This is a genomic window from Ruegeria sp. AL2, assembly GCF_056540845.1.
In genome coordinates, this window is sequence record NZ_JBQFXM010000001.1 from 525037 (window position 1) to 543925 (window position 18889).

Consider the following 18889-nt stretch of genomic DNA (forward strand, 5'->3'; position numbering starts at 1 on the left):
CATCGCGCCATGCGCCCCAACAGGACCAACAGCCCGACCATGAACATAGACAAGAAGATAACTGACGATCTGGTGGCCAACGATATCTCGTTTGTCACCACCGTCCCCTGCAAGCAACTGGCAGGCGTCATCGCTGAAATCGACCAGCGAGAGGACATCCATCACATCCCGTCCAACAAGGAAGACGAGGGGATGGGCCTGTGCGCCGGAGCATGGATGGGCGGCAAGCGTCCCGCGATCATCATGCAAAACACCGCAATCGGTGTGACGATCAACACGCTGGCGACACTGATCCAGTATTATCGCATGCCTTTGCCCATGCTGATTTCCTATCGCGGAGAGCTGCGCGAACCGGTTGCCTGCCAGGTTGAAATGGCTGTGCATACAAAAGCGCTGTTGGCTCAGTTGAATATCCCGACTTATCACTTCCACCATCAGTCAGATGTTGAGGAACTCGACGCGATCCTCAAATACACCTTTATGTGCAACAAACCGGTCGCCATTCTGACCGATGCCAGTTTCTGGGGAGGCTATGGCGACCAATGATCCGTTCTGAAATTCTGAAAGAAATCGCTCCGATCCTGCGCGATCAGCTTGTTGTTTGTAACATCGGCATTCCAAGTCAGGAACTGCATGCCATCGACGACCAGCCCACCAATTTCTACATGCTGGGCACGATGGGGCTGGCCTCATCCATCGGTCTGGGTCTGGCCTTGTCGCAGCCCAAGCCTGTTATCGTGATCGATGGGGATGGGTCGGTCCTGACCAATCTGGGTACTTTGCCGACCATCGCCAATAACGTGGCGGACAACTATATCCTGTTGATCGTCGACAATGGGTCGTACGGGTCCACTGGGGATCAGCCGACATATGCGGGGCAGAAGACCTCTCTGGCGAAAATGGCGGAAGCCGCAGGATGCGAGCGCGTAATCGAATGTCAGGCAGAAGATACCGGCCGCGTGCTGCAAGAAGCGCTGGATTCGAAACAGATGACCATCATCGTGGCCAAGTGTGAAAGCGGAAATGCCAAGATGCCGGTTATCACGATGGATCCGGTGGTGATCCGCGACCGGTTCATGAAGGCCGTACAGGCCTGATGCTATCCAGCGCTATCCACAGTTCCGAAGACGCGCGCCGCCTGGCCCGGCGGCGCCTGCCGTGGATGGTGTTTGACTATATCGATGGGTCTGCCGGGGCCGAAGTTGGCGCGGCCCGAAACAGGGCTGCACTGGATGCGCAGATCCTTCGTCCACGGATTCTGAAAGACGTCAGTGAAAGGTCGCTTGCTTGTTCCGTCTTTGGCAGGTCGACCCAGCGCCCGTTTGGCATCGCACCGATGGGTATGTGCAACCTGTCGGCCCCCGGTGCAGACCTGATGCTGGCACGTCTTGCGGCGCGGTACGAGGTGCCGCTTGGCGTATCAACCGTCGCATCGACCCCGTTGGAAGACCTGATTCTCGAGGCAGAAGGACATGCCTGGTTTCAACTGTACTTCAGCGGTGATGGCAGTGGTACGTTCAAGTTGGTCGAGCGCGCAAAGTCAGCGGGGTACGAAACGCTGGTGCTGACGGTGGACGTGCCCGAAGTGGGGCGTCGCCCGCGTGAATTGCGCCATGGGTTCAGGATGCCGTTCAAAATGGGCCCGAAACAGGTGCTTGATTTTGCGCTTCATCCGCGGTGGTCGCTGTCCACTCTGCTGCGGGGCAAGCCCGGTATGGCGAATTTCCTGATGGACGGATATGATTTTGATCGTCGGGAAAGCCGGGCCAAGGCGACTTGGGAGACTTTGGCCCGTCTGCGCGAACAGTGGGCCGGGAAGCTGGTGGTCAAAGGCGTTCTGGATGCAGAGGACGCGTTGCGCCTCAAGTCAGCAGGTGTCGATGCCATTCAGGTCTCAAGCCACGGAGGGCGCCAGTTGGACAGTGCGCCAGCGCCGATTGCCGTATTGCCAGAAATTCGGAACGCCGTCGGTCCGGAATATCCGCTGTTTTACGACAGCGGTTTGCGCTCGGGCGAGGATGTTTTGAAAGCCTTGGTAAACGGGGCAGATTTTGCCTTCTTCGGCCGCATCCTGCAATTTGCAATCGCGGCAGAAGGGGAAGAAGGGCTTGAGCAGCTGTGGTCTGTGCTGAGTGATGAAATGAGTATTGCCATGGCGCAGATGGGCGTTTCGTCGCTGGACGAGGTGCGACGCGCAACCTGAACCAAATATGGAGAACGACCCGAGGCGTACCTTCGAGTCGTTCCTATGCTGGTTTAACCGCGGCGTCTGCGGCGACGTCCACCGCCTGTTTCGCTTTCTCCGCCTGTGTTGAAGCTTGGATTGGGCAACGTGACAACCTGCGCCAGTTCCGGGAACGGATCGGTCTTGTGCGGGATCGCGTTGGCGGCCACGAAATGATCTTGGAACTTCGGCTCAATTGCGGTTTCGATCTTGGTGATCTCGCGCACGACGCGTTCGATTTCAGCGCGTGATCCGATATTGCACAGCGCAATCCGCGCGCCTGTACCAGCGGCGTTACCCGCGCTGGTGACCTTGTCCAGCGGAGCATCAGGGATCATGCCCAGAACCATGGCGTGCTTGGTTGAAATATGGGCGCCAAAGGCACCGGCCAGAACCACTCGATCCACCTTGTCGACTTCCATCTCGTCCATCAGCAGACGCGCACCGGCATAAAGCGCGGATTTTGCCAGTTGGATGGCGCGGATGTCGCCCTGCGTGACAGTGATGCGGGGGCCACCTTCGGCGCTGGCATCGTGAATCAGGTAAGCGTGTGTGCGTCCTTCAGGGATGCAGCGGGCCGTTCCAGTCTGCTCGGCCGATCCGATCAGGCCGCTTTCATCCAGAAGGCCGGCCATACGCATCTCGGCCACAGCTTCGATAATGCCCGAGCCGCAGATACCGGTGATACCAATGGTGGCGACATCAAGGTCAAAGCCGTCTTCGTCCGACCACTTCTCGGACCCGATGATGCGAAAGCGGGGTTCCTTGGTAAGGGGGTCGATTTCGATCCGCTCGATCGCGCCGGGTGCTGCGCGCTGGCCAGAACTGATTTGAGCGCCTTCAAACGCAGGCCCGGTGGGTGAGGAACAGGCCAGAACTCGGCTGGTGTTGCCCAGCAGGATTTCGGCATTGGTGCCCACATCGACGATCAGAACCAAATCCTCGGAAATACCGGGTTCCTCGGACAGGGCAACCGCCGCACAATCCGCGCCTACATGGCCCGCGATGCAAGGTAGGATATAGACCTGCGCGCGAGGGTTCATGTTGGTCAGTTCCATCTCGCGTGCGGGCAGGGACATCGACTCGGACGTGGCCAGGGCAAAGGGCGCCTGACCCAGCTCCACCGGGTCCAGACCCAGAAGCAGATGGTGCATGACCGGGTTGCAGACAAACACCGTTTCCACGATCAGCGCGGTGTCAATGCCGGCTTCTTCAGCGATTGAGGTGGTCAGATCATTGATCGCCTCGCGCACGGCTTTTGTCATTTCCTGATCCCCGCCGGGGTTCATCATGGAATATGAAACACGGCTCATCAGGTCTTCGCCAAAGCGGATTTGCGGGTTCATCAGGCCCGATGAGGCCTTGACCTCGCCGGTTTCCAAGTCGGTCAGGTGAGCCGCAATCGTAGTTGAGCCAAGGTCGATGGCCAGCCCATACAGCCCGCCTTCGTGCAAGCCGGGCCAGATTTCGATAATGCGTGCGACGCTGTTCTTGTGACCTTTGTGAACGGCCACAGTGACTTCCCATTTGCCTTTGCGCAGAACCGGTTGCAACTTGGACAAAAGTGACAGGTCCGCCGTGACCGCGTCAATATTCCACTGTTCGCGCAGCGCGCGTTCAAGGCGCTCCAGATCACCGGTTGGCGAATGCATGTCGGGTTCTTCGACCACCACGAAATACAGACGAGTTGCCGGATCCATGGTGATGGCGCGTGCGGTGGCGGCTTTGCGAACGACCTGACGATGTACCTGGCTTTCCGGCGGCACGTCGATCACGACATCGCCCTGAACCGAGGCCTGACAGCCCAGACGACGACCGGGTTTCAGGCCACGCTTGTCGTCATATCGCTGCTCGACCGCGTTCCATTCGCTCAGCGCATCCTGGGCCACCGTGACGCCGTGCTTGGGAAACTCGCCATAGCTTGGGGTGATCTGACACTTTGAACAGATACCACGGCCCCCGCAGACCGAATCCAGATCCACTCCCAATTGGCGGGCTGCGGTCAGAATTGGCGTGCCGACAGGAAAATGCCCGCGTTTGCCGGACGGGGTAAAGACGACAAGTGGGTCGGTGGTCATGAGTGACATGCCTTTTTGTGTTCGCGCGTTTTCCCGGCAAGATATGGGTTTGAGCGCAAAGGGAAAGGGCCAACAGCGGCACGATTTGCGCGGCATGCGTCGTTTTCTTTGGCTGTATAGGCAACTGGAGCCACAGAGTTGCCCCCAAGGGCTTTTCCTTTGGTTCAATCCATGCAATAGGGTCACCGCCAAACGGGCTTTTGCATGGGGTATTCAGATGCAGATTCGTGAGGCACTCACCTTTGACGACGTTCTTCTGGTTCCGGCCGCATCTTCAGTGCTGCCGGCAACAGCGGACACAACCACGCGTGTCACGCGTGAGATTACCATGAACATCCCGCTGCTGAGCTCGGCCATGGACACGGTGACCGAGGCGCGCATGGCCATTGCCATGGCACAGGCAGGCGGTATTGGGGTCATCCACAAGAACCTTTCCGTAGAAGAGCAGTCTCGCGAGGTTCGCCGCGTCAAACGGTTCGAGTCGGGTATCGTCTATAGCCCTGTTACCTTGCGCGCGGATCAGACCCTGGCCGATGCGAAGGCTCTGGTCGAGCGCTATAATTTCACCGGTTTCCCGGTAGTTGACGCGGATGGTCGCGTGGTTGGTATCGTAACCAACCGGGATATGCGCTTTGCCAATTCCGAAGATACGCCGATCAAGGCGATGATGACCTCGGAAAACCTGGCAATGCTGAAAGAACCCGCCGATCTGGAAGAGGCCAAAAGCCTGATGCGGGCCCGTCGTATCGAAAAGCTGCTGGTGGTCGACGGCACGGGAAAACTGACAGGTCTGCTAACGCTGAAAGACACCGAACAGGCGGTTCTGAACCCAACTGCGTGCAAAGACCGGCTTGGCCGCCTGCGAGTGGCTGCCGCGACTTCGGTTGGGGACGCGGGTTTTGAGCGGTCCGAGCAGCTGGTGGCTTCGGGCGTGGACATCATCGTCGTCGATACGGCGCATGGTCACTCTCAGGGGGTGCTGGATGCGGTCAGACGGGTCAAGACTCTGTCGAACGAGGTTCAGATCATTGCCGGAAACGTGGCTACAGGCGAGGCGACCAAGGCGCTGATCGACGCGGGTGCTGACGCCATCAAGGTGGGCATTGGCCCCGGCTCGATCTGTACAACTCGCATGGTGGCGGGCGTTGGTGTCCCTCAGCTGACCGCGATCAGTGATTGTGCGGCTGCGGCGGGGGATGTTCCGGTCATTGCGGATGGTGGCATTAAGTTCTCGGGCGATTTTGCCAAGGCAATTGCGGCCGGCGCGTCTTGCGCCATGGTCGGTTCGATGATCGCGGGCACAGATGAAAGCCCGGGTGAGGTCATTTTGTATCAGGGCCGGTCGTTCAAATCCTATCGCGGTATGGGCAGTCTTGGTGCGATGGCGCGCGGATCGGCGGATCGGTATTTCCAGAAGGACGCGGCAAATGACAAGCTGGTACCCGAAGGGATCGAAGGGCAGGTTCCTTACAAAGGATCAGCCAGCGCAGTGATCCACCAGCTTGTTGGTGGTTTGCGCGCTGCGATGGGATACACCGGCTGCGCGACTGTCGAAGAGATGCGCAGAAACTGCCAATTCGTGAAGATCACGGGCGCAGGTCTGAAAGAGAGCCACGTACACGATGTTCAGATCACACGTGAAAGCCCGAACTACCGGCTGATGTAAGCCGTTGCGCATGACATACGGCACCCATGCACGGGGTGCCGTAGTGATTTTGGATTGGCCTGTCACGGCCTGTTTCAGCCAAGGTAATCCGTGATGACACCTGCTGCCCGCGTTCAGGCCTCGATTGAAATTCTGGACGACATTCTGGCCGGGGCCCCGGTTGAAAAGGCGCTGACCGGCTGGGCACGGCGCAGCAGGTTTGCGGGCTCCAAGGATCGGGCAGCTATTCGCGATCATGTGTTTGATGCTTTGCGTTGCAAACGCTCGTTTGCTGCGTTGGGTGGTTCCGGAACTGGCCGTGGCCTGATGATCGGCGCAATTCGCGCATCGGGTGAAGATCCGGTTGAGTTGTTTACCGGTGACCGCCACGCGCCAGAAGCCCTTCAAAATGACGAAGTATCAAGGGATTTTGCATCCGACGCCGAGAGATATGATCTTCCCGACTGGCTGTGGCCACGGTTCGTTGCATCCTTGAACGATGGCGCCGTGCCTTGCGCATTGGCATTGCAAGAGCGCGCCCCGGTTTTTCTGCGGGTCAATATATTGAAAACGGATGTAACCCGGGCGATTGATGCTTTGGCGACCGACGGTATTTCAGCCCGTCCAACACCGTTATGCGAGACTGCTCTGGAGGTGACAGAAGGGGCGCGTCAGATCGCGCTAAGTCAGGCTTACGCTCAGGGTTTGGTCGAGCTTCAGGATGCGGCAAGTCAGGCTGTCGTTGCTGCCTTGGATCTGCGCCCTGGAATGCGCGTTTTGGACTACTGCGCCGGAGGCGGTGGCAAGTCGCTTGCGATTGCGGCCTACAAGGGTGTCGAGGTTTACGCTCATGATGTGAATGCGCGCCGAATGAAGGATGTTCCGGCTCGGGCAGAACGGGCAGAGGCCAGAATAACCATCCTGAACAGCGCGGAACTAGCTGGTCACGGGCCTTTTGACGTCGTTTTGGCCGACGCCCCGTGTTCTGGCAGCGGTTCGTGGCGGCGCGCACCAGCAGGCAAATGGGTGCTGACCGAACAACGTTTGCAAGATCTTACAGCCAGTCAGGGCGACATTCTTGCCGAGATCACGCCGCTGGTCCAAGCAGGTGGAGTGCTGGCTTATGCAACGTGTTCGGTTCTTGCGGACGAGAACGATGCGGTTGTCGACAGGTTTCTGGCGCAACATGCGGGCTGGCGCGAAACCTTCCGGCACGCATGGCAGGTAACGCGCGGGTCCGACGGATTCTTTACGTCACACTTGACGCGCTGATCTTTCAGTAAATACAACCTTGGGTAGCTGAATTGTTTTTTAGCGCCGTTAGGCGAGTGTTAACCAATTCTACCTGTTATTACCGCAAAACCTGTGCCCGAGCCGTTTATGCCTGACACCACTGAGTTCTTTCCAGCCCCTTCAGCCGCCAATACTCCATCGGTGTTTCGGATCGGGTCGTTGGTGTTTCTGGCGCTGTTGATCAGCCTGGCACCTGCGGTTGGATTTATGCCGTCGGACTGGACAAAAGGATTGCTGGCAACAGGCATCTCCCTGTTGGGTGTGGCGCTTTTGTTTGGGATCAAGGGGGCGATTACAAACAGGCATTTGCATCAGATATCGGCCCTTTTGGCCGCTTTCGCAGAGCGCGAGGATGCTCCGGTTGTGATCTCGAACAGGTATGGTGACATATTGGCCGCGAACGTCCTGGCGGAGAAAAAGTTGGGGGCCGTACGGGGCGAAACCCTGGCCCGCTGTTTACGCTCCAAGTTTGCCAATCCATCGGCGATTTTACTAAGCCTGCAATCACGTGCGCAATCCGCGGGACGCGCCCAGAGCGAGTTTCCCGGTGGCGGCCGGTCCATTTCAATTTCCGTGCATCGATTGAGGCCGGGGCTGTTCTGCTGGAGCTTTAACTACGTTCAACAGGATAGTTGGCAAACCCTTGGCTTGCCGGTTGTAACCATTGGACGCGCAGGTGATGTATTGCGCGTCAATGCCACGGCCGAGCGTTTGTTTGGTGCGCACCCTGCCGGAGTGCAGGATATTTTCAGCGAAGCAGAACCGCGGATTGGAGCTGTCAACGCGGTCAGGACCCGCGATGGTCATATTCTGGCAGCCGTGTCCGAACTTTCTCAATCCGGGTCGGAACGAAGCCTTTGTTTGTTACCGGTTACGCAGATGCCCGCACAGGATGCGGTCATGTCTTTCTCCGACCTTCCGGTTCCAATTCTCAGGCTTTCCGTGGACGGCATCATCCTGGACAGTAATCGGCTGGCGGCGAAACTGTTGGGAAAGAAGCAGCTTGAAGGCTGTAATATCAGCGACATCATGCGGGGCATGAGTGGCCCTGTGCTGGAATGGTTGAAACGGACCGAAGCGCAAGAAGAAACGCAGCGATCAGAGTTCTTGCAGTTCATCAGAGACGACAAGGAAATCTTTGTTCAAGTCACCCTGAGCCGCGTGTTTGTCGACGGAAAGATATACCTGATCGCGGTTCTGAACGATGCGACTGAACTGAAGACGCTGGAAGCTCAATTCGTTCAGGGCCAGAAGATGCAGGCCGTAGGGCAATTGGCCGGTGGTGTAGCACATGATTTCAACAACCTGCTGACAGCCATTTCGGGTCACTGCGATCTGCTGCTGTTGCGCCATGACCAGAATGACCCGGATTACGGGGATTTGGTGCAGATCAATCAGAATGCCAACCGGGCCGCCGCGTTGGTCAGTCAGCTTTTGGCGTTTTCGCGGAAACAGACCCTCAGGCCCGAAGTGTTGGATCTGCGTGACACGATCTCGGACCTTATTCACCTGCTGAACCGTTTGGTTGGCGAAAAGGTGCAATTAACGCTGAGCCACGATCCGGTGCTCAAACCCGTGCGGGCGGACAAGCGCCAACTCGAGCAGGTGCTGATGAATCTTGTCGTTAATGCGCGGGATGCCATGCCGGACGGGGGCGAAATTCGCATCGAAACCAGCGTGTTGACCCTTTCGCAACCTCTGATGCGGGACAGGGCAACCGTGCAACCGGGCGATTATGTGACAGTCAAGGTTGTAGATGGCGGCGTTGGTATACCGACAGACAAGCTGCAGAAGATTTTCGAACCCTTCTACACGACGAAACGAACTGGTGAAGGCACCGGGTTGGGGTTGTCAACGGCATACGGGATCGTCAAGCAGACCGGCGGCTTCATCTTTGTCGACAGTGCTATTGGACGGGGTACCGAGTTCACGGTTTTCCTTCCGGTTTGTGAGACAGCGACCGAAGTCGAAGCCGAGTTGCCAGCCCAGCCCGAATCTCAGAGTGCCAGGCAGGGTGAGGGCGTGGTGCTGCTGGTCGAGGATGAGGCGCCTGTTCGTGCTTTTGCAACGCGCGCCCTGCGGCTGAAGGGTTACACCGTGCTCGAGGCGGACTCGGCGGAAGAGGCACTTCGACTGCTTGAAGATCCCGCGTTAAGTGTTGATGTATTCGTCACTGATGTAGTCATGCCGGGAATGGACGGGCCGACCTGGGTGCGCAAGGCCAGGGAGACGCGCCCGGACGCGCGTGTGATCTTCGTGTCCGGGTATACCGAAGGCGTTTTCGGCGATACGGGTCCGGATATTGCCAACTCAACCTTTCTGCCCAAGCCGTTTTCCCTCAACCAACTGACTGAGGCCGTGTTTCAACAACTCAACTGAAGAATCACAATGCGGCTTTGTGCAGCGCAAATTCTTCCGGGAAGGCACTACGAAACTTCTGCTCGGTGGCTGGTGACAGATGTAAATCTCCCTGAGGCGAAACGTTTTCGCGCTTCAGATCGATCTGCATGTCCAGCCGTGATTGCAGAAAACCCAACACCTTGTCCTGATGTTCGTATTTGAAGATATGATGAGCGCCAGCGCTGTCGTTGCGGGTACGGAAGAATTGCGCCTGGCTGCCGACATTGGCAAACTCTGGACGTGTGTCCTGCAAATAGGCTTGCACGAACGCGTCAAAACTCATGTCACGTGTCGAGCGTAGTTGACCTATCAAGTCTTCGCGACTGCGGAACCGGTACCAGCTGCCCAGCCAATCCAACGGCTCGCGCACAACGGCCATAATTTCCATCTCGGTATCAAACAGTTTTCGAAACATGGTCTGGAAAAACCGGTCATACCGACGCACCGGGGCGTGTTTCAGCTCTGGTGGATGTGAAACGATGAGATCTGCCCGGTCACGCAACGCCGTATGATAAGCCGTGCTTCCGGTCTTGGGGACAGAAAGAAAAGCCAGTCGTTCTTTATAAAAAACAAGCATTTACCGATCCGAAAAATTGCCATGTTACTTGTGCAGATTGTCGTAAACGACTCTTTAACACAATTGCAGAAGACTGATTTCTGTAAGTTTTGGTTGAAATGTTCTCTTTTTGATCTCATAAGGAACAAGAGGCGAACAAAGCAGCGATTGCCGCCCGATTAAGGGTGTGACAAAAGGGAAGGCGACAGGACAATGGCGGATCTTCTGACTATGAGCGACAAGAAAAACGCAGACAAGCAAAAGGCGCTCGACAGTGCGCTGGCCCAGATCGAACGGCAGTTCGGCAAGGGATCGATCATGAAGCTGGGCGAAGATGCCCGGCAGGACATCGAGGCGAGCTCGACCGGGTCGCTGGGTCTGGATATCGCGCTGGGTATCGGCGGACTGCCGATGGGGCGTATTGTTGAGATTTACGGGCCTGAGAGCTCGGGCAAAACCACTTTGACCCTTCATTGTATAGCTGAGCAGCAAAAGCGGGGTGGAGTTTGCGCGTTCGTGGATGCGGAACACGCTCTGGACCCGCAATATGCCCGCAAGCTGGGTGTTGATCTGGATGAGCTTCTGATCTCGCAGCCCGATACCGGTGAGCAGGCGCTTGAAATCACGGATACTCTGGTGCGCTCGGGCGCGGTCAATATGGTTGTTGTCGACTCGGTCGCTGCCCTGACGCCGAAATCGGAACTCGAAGGGGACATGGGCGACAGCAGTGTCGGTGTGCAGGCCCGACTGATGAGCCAGGCGATGCGCAAACTGACAGGCTCGATCAGCCGCTCGAACTGCATGGTCATCTTCATCAACCAGATCCGGATGAAGATCGGCGTAATGTTCGGCAGTCCGGAAACCACAACCGGTGGCAACGCGCTGAAATTCTATAGCTCGGTTCGGCTGGATATCCGCCGGATTGGCGCGATCAAGGACCGGGATGAGGTGGTCGGGAACCAGACCCGCGTAAAAGTTGTGAAGAACAAGGTGGCCCCGCCGTTCAAGCAGGTCGAGTTCGACATCATGTATGGCGAAGGCATCTCGAAGATGGGCGAATTGCTGGATTTGGGTGTCAAAGCCGGTGTTGTCGAAAAGTCCGGGTCTTGGTTCAGCTATGGTGATGAGCGGATCGGGCAGGGGCGTGAGAACGCCAAACAATACCTGCGGGAAAACAGCCGGGTGGCGTTGGATATCGAAGACAAGATCCGCGCGGCGCATGGGCTGGAATTCGACTTGTCGCCAGGGTTTGCCGAGGATGACGATATTCTGGAGGCCTGATGCCCTGAGGCGGGTGATCCGTAGCCTCTGCGTAAAGACTGCAACAGTTGTAACAAGGCGGCCTGATCGGGTCGCCTTGTTTCGTTCCAGAGTGCCTCTGCTGTGGACACTCACTTGACGGGGGGCTAAACCAACGGAGACCAAGATATATGTGCGCCGAGAGAGCCCTATGCCAACCCTGAACGACATCCGATCGACTTTTCTGAACTACTTTGAAAAACAAGGGCATGAGGTCGTCGCGTCCAGCCCGCTGGTGCCGCGCAATGACCCGACGTTGATGTTCGTGAACTCAGGCATGGTGCAGTTCAAGAACTTGTTTACCGGTCTGGAAACCCGCGATTACAAACGCGCCACCACGGCCCAGAAATGTGTGCGGGCGGGCGGCAAGCACAACGACCTCGACAATGTTGGCTATACGGCGCGTCACCACACGTTTTTTGAGATGCTGGGGAACTTCTCATTCGGGGATTACTTCAAACATGAAGCGATCCCTTTTGCATGGGAGCTGATCACCAGGGAATTCGGTATCGACAAGACCCGCCTGTTGACCACGGTCTACCATACCGACGATGAAGCCTTTGAAATCTGGAAGAAGGTCGGTGTGCCCGAGGACCGGATCATCCGCATCGCCACCAATGACAATTTCTGGCAGATGGGTCCGACCGGACCTTGCGGTCCGTGCACTGAGATTTTCTATGATCACGGCGATCACATCTGGGGTGGCCCTCCGGGATCACCCGAGGAAGATGGCGACCGGTTCATCGAAATCTGGAACGTCGTTTTCATGCAGAACGAGCAGTTCGAAGATGGCTCGATGGTCGAGCTTGACATGCAGTCCATCGACACCGGTATGGGGCTCGAACGGATTGGGGCGCTGTTGCAGGGCAGCCATGACAATTATGACACCGACCTGTTCAAGACCCTGATCGAGGTTTCGGCGGATGCGACCGGTGTCGATCCCTACGGCGACCAGAACGTGCATCACAGGGTGATCGCGGATCACCTGCGTTCGACCTCGTTCCTGATTGCAGACGGTGTGATGCCCAGCAATGACGGTCGCGGATACGTTCTGCGCCGGATCATGCGCCGCGCCATGCGCCATGCGCACCTGCTGGGCGCCAAGGATCCTGTCATGCATCGCCTAGTGCCTACACTGGTGCAGCAGATGGGCGGGCATTATTCTGAACTGAAACAGGCGCAACCGCTTATCGAAGAGACGCTGCTGCTGGAAGAAACCCGGTTCAAGCAGACACTGGATCGTGGTCTGAAGTTGCTGGATGATGAGGTTTCAGGGCTTTCCGAGGGGGCACCCCTGTCAGGTGAAGCGGCCTTTAAGCTTTACGACACTTATGGTTTCCCACTGGATCTTACGCAGGATGCGCTGCGTGAAAACGGCCTGAGCGTCGACACGGACGGTTTTGACACCGCGATGGCCGAACAAAAGGCCAAGGCACGTGCCGCATGGGCCGGGTCAGGTGAAGCAGCGGATCAGGTCGTGTGGTTTGATGTGCTGGATACCGCCGGTGCGACGGATTTCTTGGGCTATGATACCGAGAAAGCCGAAGCGCAGGTTGTCGCCCTGGTTGTTGATGGTGCACTGGTTGACAAGATCGACGCGGGCAACAGCGGTTGGGTCGTCGTGAACCAGACCCCGTTCTACGGAGAGGCCGGCGGTCAGGTCGGCGATACTGGCGCGTTGCGTAGGCTGGAGGATCGCGATCACCTGAGCCGCGTAGAGGACACGAGGAAGTTTGCCGACGGCAAGGTCTATGCTCATAAGGTAGCAGTTCAAAGCGGAGTTGTTCGCAAAGGCGATGCGGTAGAGCTTGAGGTTGATCATGCCCGCCGTTCCGCCATTCGCGCCAATCACTCGGCCACGCACCTGCTGCATGAAGCATTGCGCGAAACGCTGGGTGATCACGTGGCGCAGCGCGGTTCGCTGAACGCGGCGGATCGTCTGCGGTTCGACTTCAGTCATTCCAAAGCGCTGAGCCTGGAGGAAATCCAAAAAGTCGAACGTGAGGTGAACGATTTCATCCGCCAGAATTCGACTGTTGAAACCCGGGTCATGACACCCGACGACGCGCGCGCATTGGGTGCCCAGGCCCTGTTCGGCGAGAAATATGGTGACGAGGTTCGTGTTGTCTCTATGGGTAAGGCGCCAACAGGAAAAGGCCATAACGGAGATACGTGGTCGATAGAACTCTGTGGCGGCACACATGTGCGCCAGACAGGTGATATCGGCACCTTTGTTGTGTTGGGTGACAGCGCCAGCAGTGCTGGTGTGCGCCGGATCGAAGCGCTGACCGGCGATGAAGCCTTCCGCTATCTTTCGGCGCAAGATCAACGTCTGGCTCAGGTCGCATCGGAACTGAAAGCGCAACCGGACGACGTGGTGGCGCGCGTGAAAAGCCTTCTGGACGAACGCAAGGCCTTGCAGAACGAAGTGGCTCAGTTGCGCCGGGATCTGGCTATGGCTGGCGGGGCCGGTCAGGGCGGTGGTGCCGAGGCGCGGGATGTGAATGGCGTGAAATTCCTGGCGCAAGCCCTCAGCGGTGTTTCAGGCAAGGACCTTCCTGCGTTGATTGACGAACACAAAAGCCGACTTGGATCGGGTGCGGTGCTGCTGATTGCGGATACGTGCGGCAAGGCGGCCGTTGCGGCAGGTGTGACAGAAGACCTGACCGGACGGATTTCGGCGGTGGATCTTGTAAAAGCGGCCGTGATCGAGTTGGGCGGAAAAGGCGGCGGCGGCCGTCCTGACATGGCCCAGGGCGGTGGCAAGGATGCATCAAATGCAGATGCGGCAATCAAGGCCGCACAACAGGTTTTGGGTGGATAATATGCCTGCTCTTTGGATTGCGCATGTCACGGTGACAGACGCCGAGGCTTACGGCAAATACGCCGAACTGGCCGGACCGGCCATCGCCAAGCACGGGGGCGAGTTTATCGCCCGTGCTGCGCGATACGTTCAGCTGGAAGGCAAGGAACGTCCACGAAACGTAGTGGCGCGCTTCCCGTCGCTGGAGGTTGCGGTTGAATGCTATCACTCGGATGAGTACCAGCAAGCCCTGAATCACGCGCGCGGCGCAAGCGAGCGTGAACTGATTGTGGTAGAAATCACCGAGTGACATTTGGGCCTTGCTTCCAAGGCACTGATAATTTCAAGAAAACCGGCAGTGGATAAGCAAGATTCGGCTTATGTCATGTTTGGTTGATGCCGATCAGCCCGCGATAGCGGGCTGTTTTATATAATTGTTAGGTTTCAATATCTTATCTTCCGGTTCTCACGTTCTACAGAATGGTTCCTGACCAAATTGTGGCCGCGCCAACAAAATTCTTACGTAAAATTGTCAGATTCTCGGACGAATTTTTGCCCTGTTTCGCTTGCAGGTTCTCAAAAGATTGCGCGTAACACCTGATCACAGATAGTTTCAAGAAACAGAATGTGGTGCAGTTGGACATGCAATCGCTCGAAGAACATCGGATCGGGGACCTCGCATGATTTCATTAACGAATTTACCCAAGAGGTGTGTTGCCGTGCTTGCATCGGTTGCGTCGCGCGCATTGGGCATCTGCACCGTGTGTATCGGCGTCATAGCGTCCGCACCTGTCGCGCAGGCATCCGACGGCGTTTTTATCCCTACCGTTGCGTCTTCGCCTCCGCCTTCAGGTGCAATCAACCTATGCAACCAATATAACTGGGCTTGCACTGCGAAACGTTCGGTGACGTTGTCCAGCCACCAAGAGCTGACGGTGGTAAATCAAGTGAATCGTCGCGTGAATGCGTCGACCCGGGAAGTTACGGATCAGTCTCAGTACAAAACGCGTGAGCGATGGGCATTGCCAACACCCAGAGGCGGTGATTGTGAAGACTTTGCATTGTTGAAGAAAAGAGATCTGATCCATGCGGGGGTTGATCCAAGTAAGCTTTTGATTGCAACCGTACTGGACACACGCCGGACACCTCATGCGGTTCTGGTTTACCGCTCGGCGCAGGGCGACCTGATCTTGGACAATCTCACAAACCGGATCAAGCCCTGGACAGCTACGCGCTATCTGTTCCTGCGCATGCAAGACCCGAAGCGGCCCAGTCAATGGGTTGGCGTTTACGGGCGCAGCTGATCTCAGCGGAATCTTCGACATACACAAATTCCTGCCCTTAGACGCAGATTTGATCTGCGCCCAAGAGTGTAGTCTTTGACCTGACGTTTGGACGGATTAATCCGAACGTTTTGCGTATCGACGTATTCTAGCCCCGAAGCCTTGACCAGCAAAGCTTTTGCTGTCGAATACGCTCCGCTTTCCTAGGCCCGGTTCGCTGATACTCGATTTCGTCTCTATCGGTCTTCTTCGTGCTCTTCGCCACCGGGCTCTTCGCCACCGGGCTCTTCGCCACCGGGCTCTTCGCCACCGGGCTCTTCGCCACCGGGCTCTTCGCCACCGGGCTCTTCGCCACCGGGCTCTTCACCACCGGGCTCTTCACCACCGGGCTCTTCGCCACCGGGTTCTTCACCACCGGTTGGATTACCGCCGCCGCCATTGGGGGGCGTGCCGTTTTCCTGGGAAGGTCCGTCCCCGGATCTCTGGTCTGAGACACCGATTGATGCGGTCGGGAAGTCACTTAGCAGGCCTGCCAGCGGGGCGCATTCTGCACCGACGCGCGCCAGGATCTGATCGAAGTCATGCCGACGTTGAATGTAGCGGATCATGCCGGATGTCACAGCATCGCATTCGCACAAAACCTGAGCGGACGCAGCGGATTGCCGTGCTGTTGCAACCGTACATGTCCCAGCGGCAAAGGTTTCACCGGCAGGTGAAAGCAGAAAAGTTGTCGCAATAAAAAACAGTGGAAACTTGCGAGCTCTATTACCCATTTTGAACTCCTTGGAACTCGATAACTAAACTATGTCCTTCTATGCACCATTCTCGTATCGGTGTTTGTGAAGGACGTCACACTTCTGACGTGTTTTGACCATAATTTGAGGGCACCTACAATATCTTGTTGATGAGGCTTGTGTCAGAAGCCTTCAACCATATGGTGAAAACTGTTATTTTTCAAATAAAAACCGGGCAGTGGGCCCGGTTTTTCTGATTTCGTCTTTTGTCGAATTGGAAGCAAATTTGCCACACTAATGCCATTGTTTCCGTTTGGTCAGTTTGCAACCTGAGGGTGTTCTAGGCAGATTTGGCCATTCGCTTACGCTCGTGCGGGTCAAGAAAACGCTTCCGCAGCCGCACCGCGTTTGGTGTGACTTCCACCAGTTCATCATCGTCGATATAGGCAATTGCCTCCTCCAGTGAGAACTGGATATGCGGCGTCAAGCGGACCGCGTCGTCGGTTCCACTGGCGCGCACGTTTGTCAGCTTCTTGCCTTTAAGAGGGTTCACTTCCAGATCGTTGTCGCGTGAGTGTTCGCCGATCACCATACCCTGATACACGTCTGTTTGCGGACCAACAAACATGCGGCCACGCTCTTCCAGGTTCCACAGCGCATAAGCCACAGCCTGACCCTTCTCCATCGAGATCAGAACGCCTGCGCGACGACCCGGAATTTGCCCTTTATGTGGCGCCCAGTCATGGAACACACGGTTCAGTACACCGGTACCGCGCGTGTCGGTCAGGAATTCTCCGTGGTAACCAATCAGACCACGGGACGGGACATGGGCGATGATCCGCGTCTTGCCCGTACCGGCCGGGCGCATCTCGACCAGTTCACCCTTACGCGCGCCGGTAACCTTCTCAATAACGGAACCAGAATATTCGTCATCCACGTCAATGGTGACTTCTTCGATGGGCTCAAGCCGCTGCCCGTCTTCCTCACGGAACAGAACCTGAGGGCGCGAGATGCTGAGTTCAAAGCCTTCTCGGCGCATGTTCTCGATCAGAACGCCCATTTGCAGCTCGCCGCGGCCCGCAACCTCGAACGCCTCACCGCCCGGGGTGTCGGTGACACGGATGGCGACGTTCGATTCGGCTTCCTTCATCAGGCGGTCTCGAATGACGCGTGATTGAACTTTTTTGCCATCACGGCCCGCCAACGGAGAATCATTGATACCGAAGGTCACGGTGATGGTCGGCGGATCGATGGGCTGCGCGGGCAGGGCCTCTGTGACCTGAGGGGCTACCAGCGAATCCGCTACGGTGGCTTTGCTCATGCCAGCGATGGTCACGATGTCGCCTGCTTCGGCCACGTCAATGGGCTGTTGACCCAGGCCCCGGAACGCCAGGATTTTCGTGGCACGGAAGTTTTCGATGACCGAACCATCGCGGCTAAGCGCCTTGAGGCTGTCGCCAGCCTTCAGCGTTCCGCTTTCGACGCGGCCAGTCAGGATACGGCCGATGAAGGGATCGCTTCCCAGCGTCGTGGCCAGCATCCGGAAGGGTTCATTTTTGTGTTCGATCTGTTTCGGGGCAGGGACATGATCGACGATCAAGTCGAATAGTGCGCTCAAGTCCTTGCGGGGGCCGTCCAGCTCCATATCCGCCCAGCCAGAACGGCCCGAGGCGTACATTGAAGGGAAATCCAACTGGTCGTCATCCGCACCGAGATTGGCGAACAAGTCAAAGCACTCGTCCAGCGCGCGGTCAGGTTCGGCGTCCGGCTTGTCGACCTTGTTCAGGACCACGATCGGGCGCAAGCCCAGCGCCAGTGCCTTGGACGTTACAAACTTGGTCTGGGGCATCGGGCCTTCTGCGGCGTCCACCAACAGAACAACACCATCGACCATGCTGAGGATGCGCTCGACCTCGCCTCCGAAATCGGCGTGACCGGGGGTGTCGACGATATTGATGCGTGTGTCTTTCCACTCGACCGACGTGGCCTTTGCCAGGATGGTGATGCCGCGTTCACGCTCCAGGTCGTTACTGTCCATGGCACGTTCCGCGACGGCCTGATTTTCCCGGAATGCACCGGATTGTTTGAGCAGCTCGTCGACCAAGGTCGTTTTGCCGTGGTCCACGTGAGCGATGATTGCGATGTTGCGCAGGTCCATGAGAGGTCAGCCTTTGAACGGGAAGTTGCCGCGCGCATAACGTGGCGCGGCAAAATATACCAGCCCTAACCGTGGTTCAGTGTCCGGCAGTCTTTGAAAAGAGGTGAATGATCAGGATTCCGGACAAGATCAACGTCAACCCCAGGATCGCAGGCCAATCCAGCCTTTGGCCGAACACGATGAATCCGATTACGGCGATCAGGAATATACCGAGACCGGACCAGATTGCATAAACGATACCGACAGGCATGACCTTCAGCGTCAGCGCCATGAGGTAAAATGCAAACGCATACCCAACGACAACAATCACGGATGGCCAGAACCGCGAAAACTGCTGGCTGGCTTGCAAGGCTGTCGTGCCAATGGTTTCCGCCAGAACAGCCAGCAACAAATACAGATAGGCTTGGGGCATTTGA

The 18889-nt window shown here is 57.0% G+C and carries 15 protein-coding genes; 10 read left to right on the plus strand and 5 right to left on the minus strand.

Annotated elements, in window-relative coordinates; all coding sequences use genetic code 11:
* Positions 1–39: 39 nt before the first annotated feature.
* The 3 genes from comD to ACR0ID_RS02615 are packed head-to-tail and all read left to right on the plus strand — an operon-like array spanning position 40 to position 2203.
* A complete protein-coding gene (gene comD / locus ACR0ID_RS02605; RefSeq protein ID WP_480517090.1) occupies positions 40–546 on the plus strand; it encodes a sulfopyruvate decarboxylase subunit alpha in 507 nt (168 codons plus the stop codon).
* Complete coding sequence (gene comE, locus ACR0ID_RS02610) at positions 543–1097, plus strand: sulfopyruvate decarboxylase subunit beta (protein ID WP_209503877.1); 555 nt, start codon at positions 543–545, stop codon at positions 1095–1097. Before comD ends, comE begins: the two co-directional genes overlap by 4 nt.
* Positions 1097–2203: an alpha-hydroxy acid oxidase gene (locus tag ACR0ID_RS02615; RefSeq protein ID WP_480603577.1), complete on the plus strand. Its 1107-nt coding sequence runs from the start codon at positions 1097–1099 to the stop codon at positions 2201–2203. Before comE ends, ACR0ID_RS02615 begins: the two co-directional genes overlap by 1 nt.
* A gap of 53 nt (positions 2204–2256) precedes the next feature.
* On the opposite strand, the gene ACR0ID_RS02620 is transcribed toward ACR0ID_RS02615, so the two are convergent.
* On the minus strand, positions 2257–4302 hold the full coding sequence (locus tag ACR0ID_RS02620) for an ASKHA domain-containing protein (RefSeq protein WP_480603579.1): 2046 nt from the start codon (positions 4300–4302) through the stop codon (positions 2257–2259).
* A 217-nt stretch (positions 4303–4519) separates the two neighbouring features.
* On the opposite strand from ACR0ID_RS02620, the gene guaB reads away from it, so the two are divergent.
* From guaB to ACR0ID_RS02635, 3 genes are all read left to right on the plus strand, one after another.
* The gene (gene guaB, locus ACR0ID_RS02625; RefSeq protein WP_480517082.1) at positions 4520–5968 is read left to right on the plus strand and encodes an IMP dehydrogenase; all 1449 of its coding nucleotides are present in this window, start codon (positions 4520–4522) and stop codon (positions 5966–5968) included.
* A 93-nt stretch (positions 5969–6061) separates the two neighbouring features.
* On the plus strand, positions 6062–7219 hold the full coding sequence (locus ACR0ID_RS02630) for an RsmB/NOP family class I SAM-dependent RNA methyltransferase (protein WP_480603581.1): 1158 nt from the start codon (positions 6062–6064) through the stop codon (positions 7217–7219).
* A 108-nt stretch (positions 7220–7327) separates the two neighbouring features.
* Entirely contained in the window at positions 7328–9619 is a 2292-nt protein-coding gene (locus ACR0ID_RS02635) for an ATP-binding protein (protein WP_480603583.1), read from the plus strand.
* 4 nt (positions 9620–9623) lie between these two features.
* On the opposite strand, the gene ACR0ID_RS02640 is transcribed toward ACR0ID_RS02635, so the two are convergent.
* On the minus strand, positions 9624–10217 hold the full coding sequence (locus tag ACR0ID_RS02640) for a sulfotransferase family 2 domain-containing protein (RefSeq protein ID WP_480553541.1): 594 nt from the start codon (positions 10215–10217) through the stop codon (positions 9624–9626).
* A 192-nt stretch (positions 10218–10409) separates the two neighbouring features.
* Between ACR0ID_RS02640 and recA the strand changes: the two genes are divergently transcribed.
* From recA to ACR0ID_RS02660, 4 genes are all read left to right on the plus strand, one after another.
* Positions 10410–11477: a recombinase RecA gene (gene recA, locus ACR0ID_RS02645; protein ID WP_480472844.1), complete on the plus strand. Its 1068-nt coding sequence runs from the start codon at positions 10410–10412 to the stop codon at positions 11475–11477.
* A gap of 169 nt (positions 11478–11646) precedes the next feature.
* On the plus strand, positions 11647–14319 hold the full coding sequence (gene alaS / locus ACR0ID_RS02650; RefSeq protein ID WP_480603586.1) for an alanine--tRNA ligase: 2673 nt from the start codon (positions 11647–11649) through the stop codon (positions 14317–14319).
* 1 nt (position 14320) lies between these two features.
* Positions 14321–14608, plus strand: coding sequence for a DUF1330 domain-containing protein (locus ACR0ID_RS02655; RefSeq protein ID WP_480517072.1), 288 nt, complete (start codon positions 14321–14323; stop codon positions 14606–14608).
* Positions 14609–14978: 370 nt separating this feature from the next.
* Complete coding sequence (locus ACR0ID_RS02660) at positions 14979–15602, plus strand: transglutaminase-like cysteine peptidase (RefSeq protein WP_480517070.1); 624 nt, start codon at positions 14979–14981, stop codon at positions 15600–15602.
* Positions 15603–15817: 215 nt separating this feature from the next.
* Here ACR0ID_RS02660 and ACR0ID_RS02665 read toward each other — a convergent pair whose 3' ends face one another.
* The 3 genes from ACR0ID_RS02665 to ACR0ID_RS02675 all read right to left on the minus strand — a co-directional run bounded on the left by ACR0ID_RS02665 (position 15818) and on the right by ACR0ID_RS02675 (position 18885).
* The gene (locus tag ACR0ID_RS02665; protein WP_480603588.1) at positions 15818–16354 is read right to left on the minus strand and encodes a hypothetical protein; all 537 of its coding nucleotides are present in this window, start codon (positions 16352–16354) and stop codon (positions 15818–15820) included.
* Between the two features lie 301 nt (positions 16355–16655).
* A complete protein-coding gene (gene typA, locus ACR0ID_RS02670) occupies positions 16656–18473 on the minus strand; it encodes a translational GTPase TypA (RefSeq protein WP_480472835.1) in 1818 nt (605 codons plus the stop codon).
* A gap of 76 nt (positions 18474–18549) precedes the next feature.
* Complete coding sequence (locus tag ACR0ID_RS02675; RefSeq protein ID WP_480517066.1) at positions 18550–18885, minus strand: DMT family transporter; 336 nt, start codon at positions 18883–18885, stop codon at positions 18550–18552.
* Between the last annotated feature and the right edge of the window lie 4 nt (positions 18886–18889).

Bases quoted from the DNA above. Each gene is read 5' to 3' on its own strand.
- guaB (WP_480517082.1), top strand. From the start codon at position 4,520: ATGCAGATTCGTGAGGCACTCACCTTTGACGACGTTCTTCTGGTTCCG.
- ACR0ID_RS02615 (WP_480603577.1), top strand. From the start codon at position 1,097: ATGCTATCCAGCGCTATCCACAGTTCCGAAGACGCGCGCCGCCTGGCC.
- ACR0ID_RS02665 (WP_480603588.1), bottom strand. From the start codon at position 16,354: ATGGGTAATAGAGCTCGCAAGTTTCCACTGTTTTTTATTGCGACAACT.
- ACR0ID_RS02630 (WP_480603581.1), top strand. From the start codon at position 6,062: ATGACACCTGCTGCCCGCGTTCAGGCCTCGATTGAAATTCTGGACGAC.
- recA (WP_480472844.1), top strand. From the start codon at position 10,410: ATGGCGGATCTTCTGACTATGAGCGACAAGAAAAACGCAGACAAGCAA.
- ACR0ID_RS02675 (WP_480517066.1), bottom strand. From the start codon at position 18,885: ATGCCCCAAGCCTATCTGTATTTGTTGCTGGCTGTTCTGGCGGAAACC.
- ACR0ID_RS02620 (WP_480603579.1), bottom strand. From the start codon at position 4,302: ATGACCACCGACCCACTTGTCGTCTTTACCCCGTCCGGCAAACGCGGG.
- comD (WP_480517090.1), top strand. From the start codon at position 40: ATGAACATAGACAAGAAGATAACTGACGATCTGGTGGCCAACGATATC.
- typA (WP_480472835.1), bottom strand. From the start codon at position 18,473: ATGGACCTGCGCAACATCGCAATCATCGCTCACGTGGACCACGGCAAA.
- ACR0ID_RS02655 (WP_480517072.1), top strand. From the start codon at position 14,321: ATGCCTGCTCTTTGGATTGCGCATGTCACGGTGACAGACGCCGAGGCT.
- ACR0ID_RS02640 (WP_480553541.1), bottom strand. From the start codon at position 10,217: ATGCTTGTTTTTTATAAAGAACGACTGGCTTTTCTTTCTGTCCCCAAG.
- alaS (WP_480603586.1), top strand. From the start codon at position 11,647: ATGCCAACCCTGAACGACATCCGATCGACTTTTCTGAACTACTTTGAA.
- ACR0ID_RS02635 (WP_480603583.1), top strand. From the start codon at position 7,328: ATGCCTGACACCACTGAGTTCTTTCCAGCCCCTTCAGCCGCCAATACT.
- ACR0ID_RS02660 (WP_480517070.1), top strand. From the start codon at position 14,979: ATGATTTCATTAACGAATTTACCCAAGAGGTGTGTTGCCGTGCTTGCA.
- comE (WP_209503877.1), top strand. From the start codon at position 543: ATGATCCGTTCTGAAATTCTGAAAGAAATCGCTCCGATCCTGCGCGAT.